The sequence below is a fragment of the Piezobacter thermophilus genome, from assembly GCF_055386745.1.
In genome coordinates, this window is sequence record NZ_AP042380.1 from 58,085 (window position 1) to 73,291 (window position 15,207).

Sequence of the window (15,207 nt, forward strand, 5' to 3'; positions counted from 1 at the left end):
AAGGTTTATGCATGATAGTGCATATCTCGCCTTGCTGCGGATTCGGGGCTTCATGCCGGGGCGCCGGGCGCAGATTCGATCCGCTGCAGCCGGGCGAGGAAATCGGCAACCGCGTCCAGCGTGGCTTCGGGCCGGTCCAGATGCGGGGCATGACGGCACCCGTCAAGGACAAGCCGCTCCACCGGCGCGGTTGCGCGCGCCTCGATCACCTCGATCTGGGCGAGGGTTCCATACTGATCCTCGCGCCCCTGGATCGCAAGGACGGGCACGCGGATATAGTCGATCACGTCGGAGACATCCCAGTCACGGAACCCGGGGTCCAGCCAGACCTCGTTCCAGCCGCAAAAGGCGCCCTCGGGGTCGCGGTGATAGCGCGCAAGGCGCGGCTTCAGATCACCCGACCGCCAGGCGGTGCGGGCGCGTTCGATTTCCTTCAGGCCCATCTCTTCGGTGAAGAAATGCGGTGCCATCAGGATCAGCCCGCGCACCCGGTGATCCGGGACACTGCCGGCATGGATCGCGGCAATGGTGGCCCCGTCGCTGTGACCCAGCAGAACGCCGTGCCGCAACCCAATCGCGTCCAGAAGACCGGGAAGGACGCGGGTGGCCTCGCGGGTCATGAAATCCAGTGGCCGCGGCAATGCCACCGGATCGGACTGCCCGTATCCCTGCCGCGAAAAGACGAAGACGCCCCAGCCCGTGCGCGCCGCCAGCCGGGCGGGAAAATCGCGCCACAGGGCAACGCAGCCCAGCCCTTCATGCAGCATGACGATGGTCGGCGCCGTAGCGGGGGCCGGCCCGTGGCAGGCATATTCCAGCGCCACCCCGTCGATCCTCAGCGGCGCCGGAGGCTGCTTCGTCCACGCAACCGCCATCAGCAGCCCTCGCGCAGCTTGAAGCGCTGGATCTTGCCGGTCGCCGTCTTGGGCAGGTCGGGCACGAATTCGATCCAGCGCGGGTACTTCCACTTGCCCACGCGCTCCTTGACGAAATCCTTGAGTTCATCCGCCAGGGCGCCCGGGTCGTCGGCCCGGTCATTGAGCACGATGAAGGCCTTGGGCTTGTCCAGACCGGCCTCGTCGCGATGGGCGACCACCGCCGCCTCCAGCACCGCCGGATGCGCGACCAGGGCCTGCTCCACCTCGAAGGGCGACACCCAGATGCCGGAGACCTTGAACATGTCGTCGGTGCGCCCGCAATAGATGAATCGCCCGTCCTCGGCCAGTTCGTACTTGTCGCCGGTGCGGGTCCATTCGCCCTCGAAGGTAGCGCGGCTTTTCGCACGCTGGTTCCAGTAACCGTCGGCCGCCGAATCGCCGCGCACCAGAAGCTCGCCCACCGTGCCGGGGGCGGTGATCTCGGCGCCCTGCTCGTCCACGAGGCGCAGCTCATATCCCGGCACCGCCCGCCCCGAGGTGCCATAGACCACGTCTCCGGGCGCGTTCGACAGGAAGATGTGCAGCATCTCGGTCGAGCCCACGCCGTCAAGGATGTCCACGCCCCAGATCTCGCGCCACTTGCGGCCGATCTCTTCGGGCAGGGCCTCGCCGGCCGAGATGCAGCGGCGCAGCGGCGCATCCGGCTTCCCGGTCTTTTCCAGGGCCGCCACCATCGCGGCATAAAGCGTCGGCACCCCGCCGAAGATGGTGGGCCGTTCGGCCTCCAGCACCTTGATGACGTCTTCAGGGGTGGGGCGCGCATGGAACAGGATCGTGGTGGCCCCCACCGACATCGGGAAGGTCATGCCGTTGCCAAGGCCATAGGCAAAGAACAGCTTGGCGGCGGAAAAGATCGTATCCGATTCCCTGATCCGCAGAACCTGCGCGCCATAGGTATCGGCCGTGGCCCGCAGCGCGCCGTGGACATGGCGCACGCCCTTGGGCTGGCCGGTGGACCCCGAGGAATAGAGCCAGAAGGCAATGTCGTCGGGCGCGGTCTCGATCGCGGGGGCCGGATCGCATCCGGCGACGAAATCCGAAAAGGCCGTGGTTCCCTCGGGCGCCTCGGCGCCGATGACCACGATCCGCGACAGATGACCCGAGGTCCGCGCGGCGGGTTCGACCACGGGCCAGAGCTGTTCTGACACGAACAAGGTCTCGGCGCGGCTGTCGTTCAGGATGGTCTCATAGACCGGGGCGGCCAGCAGCGTGTTCAGAGGCACCGGCACCACGTGCGCCTTGAGACAGCCCCAGAAGATCTGCGGAAACTCGATCTGGTCGAGAACCAGCATCACCGCCCGCGATTCGCGCGGAACGCCGGCCCGCGCCAGCGCCGCCGCGACCCGGCCGGTTTCCGTGGCCAGCTCGCCGTAACTCATGCTGCGCCTTGCGCCGGCCGCCTCACGAAAGGCGGTCTTGTCCGCGCGGCCCTCCGTCACATGCCGGTCCACGAAGTGGAGCGCGGCATTCCCCGATTCCGTCATCTGCATTCCTCCCTCGCAAGCGCCTCGCGCCGCCTTGCCCCTGCCCGGGACAGGACAACGCGAGTCGCCCGGACACAATAATGCACCGCAAGCCCGCATATGCAACATATTGCCAATATTTTGGCATTATTTTGCACACGCATGACAAAACCGGGCCGGACAGCCCTTCCTCTTGCCGCAAATACTCCGGGGGGGGCCGCCCGCGAGGGCGGCGGGGGCAGAGCCCCCATACCGCCAGCGGCAACACCGAACCGACAGTTGGTGAACAATCTACAACAGGAACAGCGTGATTGCCGGGAAGGCGACCAGCAGGGCGACGCGAAAGATGTCCGAGGCCACGAAGAACACCACTGCCTTGTAGGTCTCCACCATCGGCGTCCTGCGGTCCATGGCGTTGAGGATAAACAGGTTCATCCCCACCGGCGGGGTAATCAGCCCGACCTCGACCACGATCAGCACAAGGATGCCGAACCAGATCGCGACCTGCTCGGCCTCCATGCGGTTGACCATGCCCGCGGTGACCCGGATTCCCAGCTCCTTCATCTGTTCCCGGGTCAGCTCTGCCCCGCTGGCGATGGCCTGCTGGATCGAGGCCAGCATCTCCTGCCCCATCCCGTCGGGGATGCCGCGGGAAAGCACCTCCATCGCGGCCTCGGCCTGCATGGCCGGCAGCGAGAGCAGGTTGAAATCCATCGCCGAGACGACCGGGAAGAAGATCGGAATGGTCAGCAGGATCATGCTGAGGCTGTCCATCAGGCAGCCGAAGACAAGGTAGAAGGCAAGGATCAGGATCAGCACGGTCCAGGGGCTGAAGCCCTGGCTGACCACGTAGTTCGACAACTCCTGCGGCACCTGCGTGAGCGCGAGAAACCCGTTGTAGAACCCCGCCCCCAGAACGATGAAGAAAATCATCGCGGTTGACCGCCCGGTGACCAGGAAGCTGTCGATCAGGGTTTCGCGGTTCAGCCCCCCGTTCAGCCAGGCGATGACCCCGGTGCCCAGCGCCCCGACTGCGGCGCCCTCGGTGGGGGTGAACCAGCCCAGATAGATGCCGCCCACCACCAGCCCGAACACCAGCAGCACCGGCCACACCGCGGCCAGGGCGCGGAAGCGCTCGCGCATGGGCACCGGCGGGCGCACGCCTGCGGAATCGGGGAAGAGGCGGACATAGATCGAGATCGCCACCACATATCCCAGCGCCGCCAGAACACCGGGAACGACGGCGGCGAGGAACAGCTTGGCGATGTTCTGTTCGGTCAGGATGGCATAGATCACCAGCACCACCGAGGGCGGGATCAGGATGCCCAGCGTGCCGCCGGCGGCCAGCGTGGCGGCCGAAAAGCCGCCGGCATAGCCGTAGGCCCTCAGCTCGGGCAGGGCCACCCGGCCCATGGTGGCGGCGGTGGCCAGGGACGAGCCGCAGATCGCCCCGAACCCGGCGCAGGCGCCCACGGCAGCCATGGCAACACCGCCGCGGCGATGGCCCAGGAACCCCTCGGCCGCCTTGAACAGCGCATTCGACATGCCCCCCAGCGTCGCGAAATGCCCCATCAGCAGGAACATCGGCACGATCGACAGCGAGTAGGAGGAAAAAGTCGTGTAGGTTTCGTATTTCAGCCGCCCCAGGGCCACCTGCGTGCCGCCGGTGACCAGGACCAGCCCGCCCAGCCCGACCACGAACATGGCCAGCCCGATGGGTACACGCAGGAAGATCAGGACCAGAAGCGCGGGAAAGGACGCGATGCCGATTTCAAGGGCGGTCACTGTTCAGCCTCCACACCATCCGACACGATGATCCGCCGGGTGAAGAATTCCGCCACCCGCACGGCGGCCATGTAAACGCCGACCACCGCCGCAACCACCGACGCGGCAAGGCTGGCGGCATAGGCCCACCAGACCGGGAATTGCAGCAGGAACGAGGTTTCGCCATATTCCATCTTGGACGCCATTCCCCGGGCCAGCTGCACCGAGATCAGGATCAGGACCGCGGCAAACACGATCTCTGTGACCATCCGCAACAGCCGGTGCGCCCATTTGGGAAACTTCGCCACGAACACGTCCACCGAGGCATGCCCCGCCGTGATCTGGCACAGCGGCAGAAAGGCGAAGATGGCAAAGGCGACGCCGGCCTCGACCAGCTCGAAGTCGCCATTGACCGGGCCGATGCCGATATCCAGCGCCCACTGCGCGAAACCCGGCGCCAGGCCCTGCACCAGGTCGCTGTGCAGGGCGCCGTTCAGAAGGCGCCCGGTGATCGAGACGCCGGTCAGCAGGATGAGAAGCACCAGCACGAGGCCGCCCAAGGTGGCCATCAACCGCGCCAGGCGCATCATGAATCGGTGCATGTCGCTGAATCCATCCCCGGCAAGGAAAGGGGCTGCGACGGGTCGGCCCGCCGCAGCCCGTGGCAATCGGCCGCCTCTACTGGGTGTACTTGTCGATCAGCATCCGCGCCTCGTCGATCAGCGCCTGACCGTCGATGCCGCGGGCCTTCATGTCGGCCACCCATTCGTCATAGATCGGCTGGGCCAGCTTGCGCCACTCCTCGGTGCCCGCCTCGTCAATGGTGATGATGTTGTTGCCCAGGTCCAGCGCCACCTCGCGCGCCGGGCCATCGGCGTCTTCCTGCGTACCGCCGGCGAAGATCGAAAACTCCAGCCCGGAATTGTCGTCGATCACCTTCTTCAGATCGTCCGGCAGGCTTTCATACTTTTCCTTGTTCATCGCCAGCACGAAGGTCAGCGTATAAAGCGCCTTGCCGGTGAACTCGGTGTGGTTGGTGACCAGTTCGGGCACCTTCAGCGCGGTGGTCACCTCCCACGGGATGGTGGTGCCGTCGATCACGCCCTTGGAAAGCGCCTCGGGCACCGCCGGCACCGGCATGCCCACCGGGGTTGCACCCAGCTTGGTCAGCAGCGAGTTGACCGAGCGCGAGCCGCCGCGGATCTTCATGCCCTGAAGGTCCGAGGGCTTCTCGACCGGCTCGCGCGTGTGGATCAGGCCCGGACCGTGCACCCAGGTGGCAAGGATCTTCACGTCCTTGAACTCGGTGTCCTTCATGTGCTTTTCGAACATCTCCCAGTAGGCGCGGCTGGCGGCGCGGGCGTTCGTCATCATGAAGGGCAGCTCGAACACCTCGGTGCTGGGGAAACGGCCCGGCGTATAACCGACCACGGTCCAGACGATATCGGCCACGCCGTCGATGGCCTGATCCATCAGTTCGGGCGGCTTGCCGCCCAGCTGCATGGACGGGTAGCGTTCGATCTTGATCCGGCCACCGGAGTCCTTTTCGATCTTGTCCGCCCAGGGGTCGAGCACCAGCCGCGGCACGTTGGCCTGCGGCGGCAGGAAATGATGCAGCTTGAGCGTGACTTCCTGCGCCAGTGCGCTCGTGGCCGTCAGCCCCGAAGAAAGGACGGCGAAAGCGGCAGCGCCGGCAAGGCCGAGAATCGTTCTGCGCGTGGTCATGTGTATCCTCCCGTTGACCAGTTTTTTGGCAACATAGTGCATCGACTGCACCATAATGCAACTGATTTCCGCGTGATTGCCCCGTATTGGTAACACTTCACTGTTAACACTTCCCGGGGCCTGCCGGAACAGCCCTGCGACGTTGCGCGTGCCGGAAGCGTCACCGTATCTGCGAATGCTGCGAGGCATGTTCCGAGGCGGTCAGGGTCAGGCGGACCGGGTCGAGGCCCTCTATCCCGCCGGTGATCCTGTCGCCCGCAACCACCGGCCCGACCCCGGCCGGCGTGCCGGTCAGGATCACGTCGCCGGGGCGCAGGTGGTAATACTGCGAGAGGTGGCGCACGATCTCGTCCACCTTCCAGACCATGTCGGCAAGCGTCGCGTCCTGCCGGGTTTCGCCGTTGACTTCGAGGTGAATCCGCTGATCCGCGACCGGCCCGAAATCGGCGGCCCTGGTCAGAGGCGCGAACACGGCCCCGTTCTCCACGTCCTTTCCCAGTGACCACGGGCGGCGGTTGTCCTTGCCAAGCTGCTGAAGATCCCGCCGGGTCATGTCCAGCGCGCAGCCATAGGCGAAGATCGCGGCCATCGCCTCTTTGCGGGAGGCACAAAAGACCGGGGCGCCGATGGCAAGCGCCAGCTCGACTTCGTGGTGGTAGTCCGAGGTGCCCGGCGGATACGGCACGACGGCGCCGCTCAGAACCGCGTTTGCGGGAGTCGTGGTGAAATACCACGGCGCCTCGCGATCCACCGTGCTGCCCATTTCGGCGGCATGGGCGGCATAGTTGCGACCGACGCAGAAGATGCGGCCCAGCGCGTAGGCGGCCGATTCGCCGCGCACGGGAATGGCCGGCGCCGGGGGAAGTTCGAACAGCTGCGCTTGCATGGCGGGGCTCCTCGCGATGTCACCTTCACCCGCGAGGCGGGCGCCCGCGTTTTGCATCCAACCGGACGCGGCCGCAAGGGCCGCAGCGCGCCTTCAGGACACCCTTGCCGGAACGGCAGCTTCGGAGTCGACGCCGGAGGGCAGGGTGTATGCCTCGACCAGGCGCGAAACGTTGTGCAGCCGCAGCGCGCCCAGCGCCTTGCCCTCGGGCGCATCACCCACGATGTTGCGGGTCGCCACGATGCGGTGGCCGATCTTCTTGGCCTGGTCGGCAAGGCGCGCGGCGATGTTGGCCGCCTGGCCGATCACGGTGAAATCGAGCCGGTCGCGCGAGCCCACATTGCCATAGGTCACCCGGCCATAGGCCAGCCCAATGGCGCAGTCGCAGGGATAGGTGCACGGCGATTCGCCCGCCCCCGCAAGACGCATGGTGATGTCCCGCGCCGCCTGCCGCGCGCGGGCACGGGCGGCATCCGAATCATCATCATCGCCCGCCGGGAACACGGCAAGGATCGCATCGCCGATGAATTTCAGCACCTCGCCATCGTTTTTCCGCACCACGTCCGTGGCGACCTCGAAAAACTCATTGAGCCGGGCAAGGAACATTTCCCGGTCGAGCGTTTCTTCCAGCGCGGTCGAATTGCGCAGGTCGCAGAACATGATCGCGGCGTCGATCTCGTCGCCGTCACCGCGGCGGATTTCACCGCCCAGCACCCGTGCTCCGGCGCGTTTGCCCAGATAGGTTTCCAGAATCGTGCGCGCATTCTCGCGTTGCAGGAAGACCTCGTAGTACCGGCTGATGCTGGGTGCGCATTCATAGACCAGCCCGAGATTGGAGGTGGTGAACCCTTCGGGGCGGTCGCTGGTCATGGTCAGCACATGGCGCCGCCCGTCGGAAAAGACCAGCGGCATGGCAACATAGTCGGTGGCGCCCATCGCGCGCAGATCCTCGATGATCGGAAAGCTGTTTTCGCGGTAGTCGGTGCCGATCTTCTGGCGCACGCCTCCCAGCCCGTTGGCCACGTGCCGCAGGGGGCTGTTCAGAAAGCCGGGATGATCGTGCATCTCGTAGGACGGCGCGAAGGTCGCCACCTCTTCCTCGTCCCTGGTCCAGACGTAGTTCTTGCCGACGATCAGCGGATGCAGCGACCAGATCATCACGCTGAGCCGCATCACCGACACCCCCTGTTCGACCAGTTTTTCCGCCAGCGCCCTTGTGAACGCCTCGGGGGTGCTGGCGCGCGCGGCATCCAGCAGCAGCCAGTCGATCAGCGGGCCGCAAAGGTTGCCCCTGTCCGGTTCGCGCAGACTTGCCTCTCCCAGGTCGATCTCGGCGCCGGCGCTGGGCATGAAGGCAAGGCAGCCGCGGATGTCGCCGGATTCGGGCAGGGCGTCCTCGTAGCTCCAGACCGCGTTGGTGATCCGTTCGCCATCGGGCAGGATCATGTCACGATAGTTGGCGGTGCCCTTGAAGGGACAGAACGTCTGCAGACCGGTCGGCCCTTCCAGCGTCACCCGGATATCCTCGGGCGGGAAATAGATCGCGGGATCGAGCCGGGTCTCATACATCACCCGGGCCCGCGAGCTGTCGGCCAGCACCAGATCGCCGCGACGCGCGATGACCCTGCCCTTCAGCGGTTCGGTCTCGATGGAATAGTATTCGGTCGGGCGGTGAACATTCATCAGTCGGCACCTCCGATGCACGGGGAACACGGGTGTTGCCGGTAATGATGGCCTCGCAATGCCCGGTTTCAAAGCAAATCGGCCGGCAATGACCCGGATTTGATCAATCGTGGGGACAATGGAGGAAATTCCCCGGATTCGGTACCGGAATGAAACATGTTCGGCGCATCCGCGCTCCTCGGCGGCCATCGTGACAATACCACCCGAACGCGGTCCTGTATTGCCCGTCCCGCGCGGGTTTCCGCAGCATCGAGGGCGTCTGCCGACGGTCAGACCATGCGGATCACGTCCTTGTCGATGGACAGCATGTAGCCGCGCTTGGCGATGTTCCGGACCAGAAGCTGGCTGACGATCTGGTTGCCCAGCGTGTCGCGCAGCCGCTTGATCCGGGTCGCGCCCGCCGCCTCGTCGCAGTCGGCCGGGTCGCGCCCGGAAATCATCGCCTCGATCTGCGCCCCCGAGAGCACCTCGTCATCCATCCGCGCCTCGGCCAGAACCGCCAGCGTCTCCATCGCCGCGGGCGTCAGGCGAAAGTCGAGATTGTTCAGATAGACGGTGTTTTCCTCGCGGCTGATGAGCAGCGAATTGACCTGGATGCCGGCTTGTTCGATCTGCGCCATCCGCCGGTTGAGCGTCACCAGCATGACCAGAAACACCAGCGCCGCGATCATCATCGCGGTGGCAAACACCAGCAGCACGAAGATCACCATCCGGTAGCTGGCCAGCGTGTCGGAAAAGGCGGTACCGGACTGGGCGAGGATTTCGAGCAGCCTGATCTCGGCCTGGCTGGTCAGGTCGTTCTCGACGAACAGGCGCTCGACCCGGGCGTTGAAGGCGTTGGCGTCGGGCAGGGTCAGCAGCAGCAGCGCCCCGGTCGCGGCCAGGATCAGGACGATTGCCGCGATGCCGAAGGCGACGATGCGGGTGCCCGAGCGGCGCGCCTCAGAAACGGAGATAGAATTTTCCCGCATTCGCCTTCTTCCCTTTCAGGCCCTCGGGGCCAAAGACGGATATCACATTGAGCAAGGTCCATCCGGCACGCGCCAGCCGCGCGGCCACCTCGGCCTGCGCCGCGGCGCGGGTGCATTCGCCCTGCAGCTGCATCACACCGTAATGCAGGCGCAGAGGGTTGTCGCGCTTGGCCTTGTAGTCGGCAAAGCAGTTGGCGGCGCCGGCCGAGGCGGGAGGAACCGCAGCAGCCAGCGCAAGGGCGAGGATAAGCAAGGCGTGTCTCATGCCCCCGATCCTGCGCGGAAAGCGGGCGTTATTCAATAACGACAAGGCGTTGCCACGACCGATATCGGATAACGGGCGGCTGATATTGCCTGTCCGGGGCGACCGGGCCCAGCCTCGGGTCATCGCCGATCCGGCCCGCCCCTGGGCAGATCGGATCAACCGGACAACGCGCCCCGTTGCGCCAGGGAAAGGAGCCCCGTCATGCATCGCAAGTTCATCGCCCTCATCGTTTCCGCCGCCATCGCGGTTACCGGCATCTCGCTGGTCGCGAAACCGGCCCGCGCCGACGAAACCACCCGCATCCTGGCAGGCATCGCCGCGCTTGCCCTGATCGGGGCCGCCATCCGCAGCAGCCGCGAAGCGTCCGTCCAGGTGACAACCACGACCCGGCCCACATGGCGGCCGCCGAAGCCGAAGGTCAGCCGCTTCGTGGTTCCGCAATACTGCCTTCTGCCAACGCCCCGTTATCGCGGCAACGATACGCTGGTGGGCGAAAATTGCCTGCGCCGCTATTACGGCTCCACCGCGCAGCTTCCCGGCCAGTGCCGTGCCACGTTCTGGAACGGACGCAAGTGGCGCACCGGCTATGACCCGACCTGCCTGCGCGGCAAGGGTTACGTGATCCGCCGCTAGGCATCACACCGGCCCGCATGCCCGCGGAGAGGGGGTCTTGTGCCCTCTCTTCGGTTTTTCCTTGTGTCGGGGCCGGATTCGCGGTTTTCCCTTGCCCCATGAGCACGCCCGATTTTCGCCTGGAGTCCGACCTGATCGCGCAGGGCCATTGCCGGATCGCCGGCGTGGACGAGGTGGGCCGCGGGCCGCTGGCAGGCCCGGTCACGGCGGCAGCGGTGATCCTGAACCCCGGCGACATCCCCGAGGGGCTGAACGATTCCAAGAAGCTGACAGCGCGGCGGCGCGAGTCCCTGGCCGAAATCATCCACGCCCGCGCCGAAGTGGCCATCGCCCATGCCAGCGTGGCCGAGATCGACGAGTTCAACATCCTTCGCGCCAGTCATCTTGCCATGGCCCGCGCCGTCGCAGCGCTGAACCCGACCCCCGATTTCGTTCTGATCGACGGCACCATCTGCCCGCGCGAACTGACCGTTCCGGCGCGGGCCGTGGTCAGGGGCGATGCCCGGTCGCTGTCGATCGCGGCGGCCTCGATCGTGGCGAAAACCTGCCGCGACCGGATCATGGTGGATCTGGCGCAACACTTTCCCGGCTATGGCTGGGAAACCAATGCCGGCTATCCGTCGAAACGGCACCGCGAAGCGCTTCAAAATCTTGGTGTCACCCCACATCATAGACGATCGTTCCGGCCGGTACACAACATCTTGTATCAAGAAAAATCTGTAAGTGACTGATTCAAAAAAGAATTTGACGGGGAATCGCGTTTGAATCATTCTTGCCTCGAACGAACATGAACGAGCGCGCAAAGCGCCGCGACAGAGGCAGTGAAATGACCAAGACCACGACGAGGGACGCCGCGGCGCTCCCGCTGAATTCCATTCTGGAAGGCGACTGCATCGAGGTGATGAACAGCCTGCCCGAGGCGTCCATCGACCTGATCTTCGCGGACCCGCCCTACAACCTGCAACTCAAGGGCCAGCTTCACCGCCCCGACAATTCGCGCGTGGACGCGGTGGATGACGACTGGGACAGGTTTTCCTCTTTCGCCGCCTATGACCGGTTCACCCGCGACTGGCTGAAGGCGGCACGGCGGCTGCTCAAGCCCAATGGCGCGATCTGGGTGATCGGATCCTATCACAACATCTTCCGCGTGGGCGCGGCGCTGCAGGATCAGGGCTACTGGATCCTCAACGACGTGATCTGGCGCAAATCGAACCCGATGCCGAATTTCCGCGGCAAGCGCTTCACCAACGCCCATGAAACCATGATCTGGGCCTCGAAGTCGGAAGGGGCGAAATACACCTTCAACTACGAGGCCCTCAAGGCGCTGAACGAAGGCATCCAGATGCGCAGCGACTGGGTGCTGCCGATCTGCACCGGACATGAGCGGCTCAAGGATGAAAACGGCGACAAGGCGCACCCCACGCAGAAGCCCGAAGCATTGCTGCACCGCATTCTGGTCGGTTCGACCAATCCCGGCGACGTGGTGCTGGACCCGTTCTTCGGCACCGGCACCACCGGCGCGGTGGCCAAGATGCTGGGCCGCGACTGGATCGGGATCGAACGCGAGGACGCCTATCGCAAGGTCGCGCGCAAGCGCATCGCCAGGGTCCGCAAGTTCGACCGCGAGGCGCTTCAGGTCAGCGCCTCCAGGCGGGCCGAGCCGCGCGTACCCTTCGGCCAGCTGGTCGAACGCGGCCTGCTGCGCCCGGGCGAAGAGCTGCTGAGCATGAACGGCCGCCACAAGGCCAAGGTGCGTGCCGATGGCACCCTCGTCGGCGCCGACGTGACCGGATCGATCCACCAGGTCGGCGCCCATCTGGAAGGCGCACCCAGCTGCAACGGCTGGACCTACTGGTGCTTCCGCCGCGATGGCAAGACCGTGCCCATCGACGTCCTGCGCCAGCAGATCCGGGCCGAGATGCGCAACTGACGCCGCAAGCAGCCCGAAATCCGAAAATTCCGCCCGGCGCCCGTGGCCTGTCACGCGGCGCCACACTGCCCCGCCATGCCGGCGGGGCTTTTTTCCGTTTCGCCATTGCGGCATATTGCGCCCCTCGGCAGGGGGTGCATTCCCGCGGCTTTGCGCCTATCTCGTGCGACAACATATAGGAAAATGAGAATATGACGGATTCCCCTGCCGTGACCTCCCGGAACCGGAGAAGGATCATGCCCGGTCTCGATCCCGCAGCTGTGGCGCCGAACAGGTATACCGCCGCCGCACTGGAGCGGCACAAGAAGGAAGGTCTGGAACTGGCGATCAAGGCGCGCTGGATTGCCCTGGCGCTGATCGCCGTGTTCCTGATCTTCCTCAACCCCGGCGCCGAGGTGATCTTCTACCACGCGATCCTCGGCCTGCTGGCGCTGAACGGCTGGTTCATCCGCAAGGTCGGGCGGGTCGGACAGTCGCGCCGGGAGCTGGCGCTGATCTTCGTCGATCTGCTCATCATGACCACGGGCATGGTGGTGCCCAACCCTTTCGCCACCGATCACATGCCGCTGGCGATGCAGTACCGGCTGGACAATTTCCTCTACTTCTTCGTCATCCTGGCGGCCGGAACGCTGGCCTATTCGTGGCGCACGGTGATCGCCATCGGCCTGTGGACCGGAGCGATGTGGGCAGCGGCACTCGGCCTGGCCTGGTGGTTGTCCGAGCCCGACCCGACGCTGACCGCAGCCGTGAGCGCGGCCCTGGCCGACCAGCCCCGGCTGGCGGAATTTCTCGATCCCAACAGCTTCCAGGTGCCCCTGCGGGTGCAGGAAATCGTGGTCTTCGTGATCGTCGCGGTCACTCTGGCGTTCTCGGCCCGCCGGTTCAGCCGGCTGCTGATAAACAACGCCGCTCTGGAGCGCGAGCGCGCGAACCTGTCGCGCTATTTCTCGCCCAACGTGGTCGAGGAGCTTTCGCACAATGACGATCCCCTGAAACAGGTGCGCAAACAGGACATCGCCGTCCTGTTCGTGGACATCGTGGATTTCACCCGCTTTGCCTCGGGGCGCGACCCGCATGACGTGATCGAGGTCCTGCGCGGCTTTCACGCGCGCATGGAAGAGGCCGTGTTCCGCCATGACGGCACGCTCGACAAGTATCTGGGCGACGGGCTGATGGCGACCTTCGGCACGCCGCTTGCCGGCAGGCATGACGCCACCGATGCGCTCGATTGCGCCCGGATGATGATCAAGGCCATGGACGAATGGAACGACGAACGCCGCCGGCAGGGCGAAGAGGAAATCTATGCCGGTATCGGCATTCACTACGGCCCGGCGGTTCTGGGCGATATCGGCGCCAACCGGCTGGAATTCGCGGTGATCGGCAACACGGTCAACATTTCCAGCCGGCTTGAAGCCCTGACCCGCGACCATGATTGCCGGCTGGTGATGAGCGACGACCTGCGCAACCAGGTGATCCGCGAATCCGGCGAGGATCACCCGGGCCTTCGCGGATTCATCCGGCTCGAGGCACAGCGGATACGAGGCATCGACGCGCCGATCACCATCTGGAAGCTGCCGGACGGGGCCGAAGGGCCGGCGTGAGCCCCTCCAGAGCATGTCGCGTTCATTCATATTCACACGACATGCTCCACCCCCTTGTTTTCGCATGTCCGGGAAGCTCGAAACCGGTGCCCACTTTTGAGCGACATGCAAACCTTTGTATGCCGCATGTCCGAGAAGCTCAAAACCGGTGCACACTTTTGAGCGACATGCTCTATCGCGGCATCGGGTTGCGGGCCTTGTCGTAGGCGCTCCAGTCGGTGACCTCGGGGTAATACATTTCGCGCCACCGCCTGACCCGCGGGTTCATCATCCGCCGCCACAGCGACGGGATCATCGCGACGGTGGTCATCACCGGATAGCCGTAGGGAAGTTGCGGCGCCTGCGCCTCGGAATAGGTCTGCAGAAGCGGAAAGCGCCGGTCGGGCCTGTAGTGGTGGTCCGAGTGGCGCTGCAGGTTGATCAGCAGCCAGTTCGACACCCTGTGCGCCGCGTTCCACGAATGCTGCGGCAGGACGCGTTCGTATTTTCCGTCCCCCAGATGTTTGCGCGTCAGCCCGTAATGTTCCACATAGTTCACCAGCTCCAGCTGCCACACGGCGGTGCCGGCCTGCACCAGAAACAGCCCCAGCCCGGCCCAGCCGCCAAAGCCCAGCGCCAGAAGCAGCATCGCCGCCTGCAGCGCCCAGTAGCGGAAGAACGGGTTCGAGGGATGCGTCCACGGCAGGCCCTTGCGGGCCAGGCGCGCGCGCTCGGCCCGGAAGGATGACAACAGGCAGTCGCGCAGCACCCGCGGGTAGAAGCGGTAAAAACCTTCGTTGTAGCGCGCGGTCACCGGGTCGCGGGGCGTGCCCACGTAACGGTGATGCACCAGCAGGTGCTCGGACCGGAAATGCGAATACAGCACCATCGCCAGCAGGATGTCGGCCAGCCATCGCTCGAGCCGGCTTTTCTGGTGCATCAGCTCATGGGCATAGTTGATGCCGACGGTGCCCGAGATGACCCCCATGCCGAAGAACAGGCCGATCCGCTCGATCACCGACAGGTGGCCGGCGCGGGTGGTCCAGGCGATCAGCGCGAACAGGGTGACGAATTGCACCGGCACCCAGACCATGGTGAGGATGCGATACCAGAACAGGTCGTCCTCGGGCGTCTCGGGGTCGGCGTTTTCGGTGTTCAGCCCGGCAATCCCGTCGAGCCCGGCAAACAGGTACCACGTCACCGCGGGCACGACGAGCACCCACCACCCCCCCCATGCGGCGCCGATCCACAAGAGCGGCACCAGCAGGTACGAGAGCCAGAAGGGAAGCGCGCTTTGCCAGCGGCGCAGATGCTCGGCGGGGATCATGTCGGGCCTCGATCCTTCGGTTCTGGCCGGATCATAACCGAA

General features: G+C 65.3%; 14 protein-coding genes. 4 read left to right on the top strand and 10 right to left on the bottom strand.

Features of this window, described 5'->3' with window-relative positions; all coding sequences use genetic code 11:
* Positions 1 to 50: 50 nt before the first annotated feature.
* From ACZ5CM_RS00265 to ACZ5CM_RS00305, 9 genes are all read right to left on the bottom strand, one after another.
* A complete protein-coding gene (locus tag ACZ5CM_RS00265; RefSeq protein ID WP_464640221.1) occupies positions 51 to 875 on the bottom strand; it encodes an alpha/beta fold hydrolase in 825 nt (274 codons plus the stop codon).
* A complete protein-coding gene (locus ACZ5CM_RS00270; RefSeq protein ID WP_464640222.1) occupies positions 875 to 2,422 on the bottom strand; it encodes a benzoate-CoA ligase family protein in 1,548 nt (515 codons plus the stop codon). Before ACZ5CM_RS00270 ends, ACZ5CM_RS00265 begins: the two co-directional genes overlap by 1 nt.
* Positions 2,423 to 2,692: 270 nt before the next feature.
* The gene (locus tag ACZ5CM_RS00275; protein ID WP_464640224.1) at positions 2,693 to 4,186 is read right to left on the bottom strand and encodes a TRAP transporter large permease; all 1,494 of its coding nucleotides are present in this window, start codon (positions 4,184 to 4,186) and stop codon (positions 2,693 to 2,695) included.
* A complete protein-coding gene (locus ACZ5CM_RS00280; protein WP_464640226.1) occupies positions 4,183 to 4,767 on the bottom strand; it encodes a TRAP transporter small permease in 585 nt (194 codons plus the stop codon). Before ACZ5CM_RS00280 ends, ACZ5CM_RS00275 begins: the two co-directional genes overlap by 4 nt.
* Before the next feature lie 76 nt (positions 4,768 to 4,843).
* A complete protein-coding gene (locus ACZ5CM_RS00285) occupies positions 4,844 to 5,890 on the bottom strand; it encodes a TRAP transporter substrate-binding protein (protein WP_464640228.1) in 1,047 nt (348 codons plus the stop codon).
* 160 nt (positions 5,891 to 6,050) lie between these two features.
* Positions 6,051 to 6,776: a fumarylacetoacetate hydrolase family protein gene (locus ACZ5CM_RS00290; protein WP_464640229.1), complete on the bottom strand. Its 726-nt coding sequence runs from the start codon at positions 6,774 to 6,776 to the stop codon at positions 6,051 to 6,053.
* A gap of 93 nt (positions 6,777 to 6,869) precedes the next feature.
* Entirely contained in the window at positions 6,870 to 8,459 is a 1,590-nt protein-coding gene (locus tag ACZ5CM_RS00295; RefSeq protein ID WP_464640231.1) for a DUF427 domain-containing protein, read from the bottom strand.
* Positions 8,460 to 8,728: 269 nt separating this feature from the next.
* Positions 8,729 to 9,430, bottom strand: coding sequence for a winged helix-turn-helix domain-containing protein (locus ACZ5CM_RS00300; RefSeq protein ID WP_464640233.1), 702 nt, complete (start codon positions 9,428 to 9,430; stop codon positions 8,729 to 8,731).
* Entirely contained in the window at positions 9,402 to 9,695 is a 294-nt protein-coding gene (locus ACZ5CM_RS00305; protein ID WP_464640234.1) for a hypothetical protein, read from the bottom strand. Before ACZ5CM_RS00305 ends, ACZ5CM_RS00300 begins: the two co-directional genes overlap by 29 nt.
* A 201-nt stretch (positions 9,696 to 9,896) precedes the next feature.
* Between ACZ5CM_RS00305 and ACZ5CM_RS00310 the strand changes: the two genes are divergently transcribed.
* The 4 genes from ACZ5CM_RS00310 to ACZ5CM_RS00325 all read left to right on the top strand — a co-directional run bounded on the left by ACZ5CM_RS00310 (position 9,897) and on the right by ACZ5CM_RS00325 (position 13,859).
* Positions 9,897 to 10,328 (top strand): hypothetical protein, encoded by a 432-nt coding sequence (locus ACZ5CM_RS00310; protein WP_464640236.1) that lies wholly within the window; start codon positions 9,897 to 9,899, stop codon positions 10,326 to 10,328.
* Positions 10,329 to 10,426: 98 nt separating this feature from the next.
* Positions 10,427 to 11,059 carry a ribonuclease HII gene (locus tag ACZ5CM_RS00315; protein WP_464640238.1) on the top strand — a complete coding sequence of 211 codons (633 nt, stop codon included), beginning with the start codon at positions 10,427 to 10,429 and terminating at the stop codon, positions 11,057 to 11,059.
* Between the two features lie 95 nt (positions 11,060 to 11,154).
* The gene (locus ACZ5CM_RS00320) at positions 11,155 to 12,258 is read left to right on the top strand and encodes a DNA methyltransferase (RefSeq protein ID WP_464642657.1); all 1,104 of its coding nucleotides are present in this window, start codon (positions 11,155 to 11,157) and stop codon (positions 12,256 to 12,258) included.
* A 236-nt stretch (positions 12,259 to 12,494) separates the two neighbouring features.
* A complete protein-coding gene (locus ACZ5CM_RS00325; RefSeq protein WP_464640240.1) occupies positions 12,495 to 13,859 on the top strand; it encodes an adenylate/guanylate cyclase domain-containing protein in 1,365 nt (454 codons plus the stop codon).
* A 172-nt stretch (positions 13,860 to 14,031) separates the two neighbouring features.
* Here ACZ5CM_RS00325 and ACZ5CM_RS00330 read toward each other — a convergent pair whose 3' ends face one another.
* Positions 14,032 to 15,165: an alkane 1-monooxygenase gene (locus ACZ5CM_RS00330; protein WP_464640242.1), complete on the bottom strand. Its 1,134-nt coding sequence runs from the start codon at positions 15,163 to 15,165 to the stop codon at positions 14,032 to 14,034.
* Positions 15,166 to 15,207 lie beyond the last annotated feature (42 nt).

Coding starts and splice junctions, on each gene's coding strand:
- ACZ5CM_RS00315 (WP_464640238.1), top strand. CDS start 10,427: ATGAGCACGCCCGATTTTCGCCTGGAGTCCGACCTGATCGCGCAGGGC.
- ACZ5CM_RS00295 (WP_464640231.1), bottom strand. CDS start 8,459: ATGAATGTTCACCGCCCGACCGAATACTATTCCATCGAGACCGAACCG.
- ACZ5CM_RS00285 (WP_464640228.1), bottom strand. CDS start 5,890: ATGACCACGCGCAGAACGATTCTCGGCCTTGCCGGCGCTGCCGCTTTC.
- ACZ5CM_RS00265 (WP_464640221.1), bottom strand. CDS start 875: ATGGCGGTTGCGTGGACGAAGCAGCCTCCGGCGCCGCTGAGGATCGAC.
- ACZ5CM_RS00280 (WP_464640226.1), bottom strand. CDS start 4,767: ATGCACCGATTCATGATGCGCCTGGCGCGGTTGATGGCCACCTTGGGC.
- ACZ5CM_RS00300 (WP_464640233.1), bottom strand. CDS start 9,430: ATGCGGGAAAATTCTATCTCCGTTTCTGAGGCGCGCCGCTCGGGCACC.
- ACZ5CM_RS00310 (WP_464640236.1), top strand. CDS start 9,897: ATGCATCGCAAGTTCATCGCCCTCATCGTTTCCGCCGCCATCGCGGTT.
- ACZ5CM_RS00305 (WP_464640234.1), bottom strand. CDS start 9,695: ATGAGACACGCCTTGCTTATCCTCGCCCTTGCGCTGGCTGCTGCGGTT.
- ACZ5CM_RS00330 (WP_464640242.1), bottom strand. CDS start 15,165: ATGATCCCCGCCGAGCATCTGCGCCGCTGGCAAAGCGCGCTTCCCTTC.
- ACZ5CM_RS00270 (WP_464640222.1), bottom strand. CDS start 2,422: ATGACGGAATCGGGGAATGCCGCGCTCCACTTCGTGGACCGGCATGTG.
- ACZ5CM_RS00320 (WP_464642657.1), top strand. CDS start 11,155: ATGACCAAGACCACGACGAGGGACGCCGCGGCGCTCCCGCTGAATTCC.
- ACZ5CM_RS00290 (WP_464640229.1), bottom strand. CDS start 6,776: ATGCAAGCGCAGCTGTTCGAACTTCCCCCGGCGCCGGCCATTCCCGTG.
- ACZ5CM_RS00325 (WP_464640240.1), top strand. CDS start 12,495: ATGCCCGGTCTCGATCCCGCAGCTGTGGCGCCGAACAGGTATACCGCC.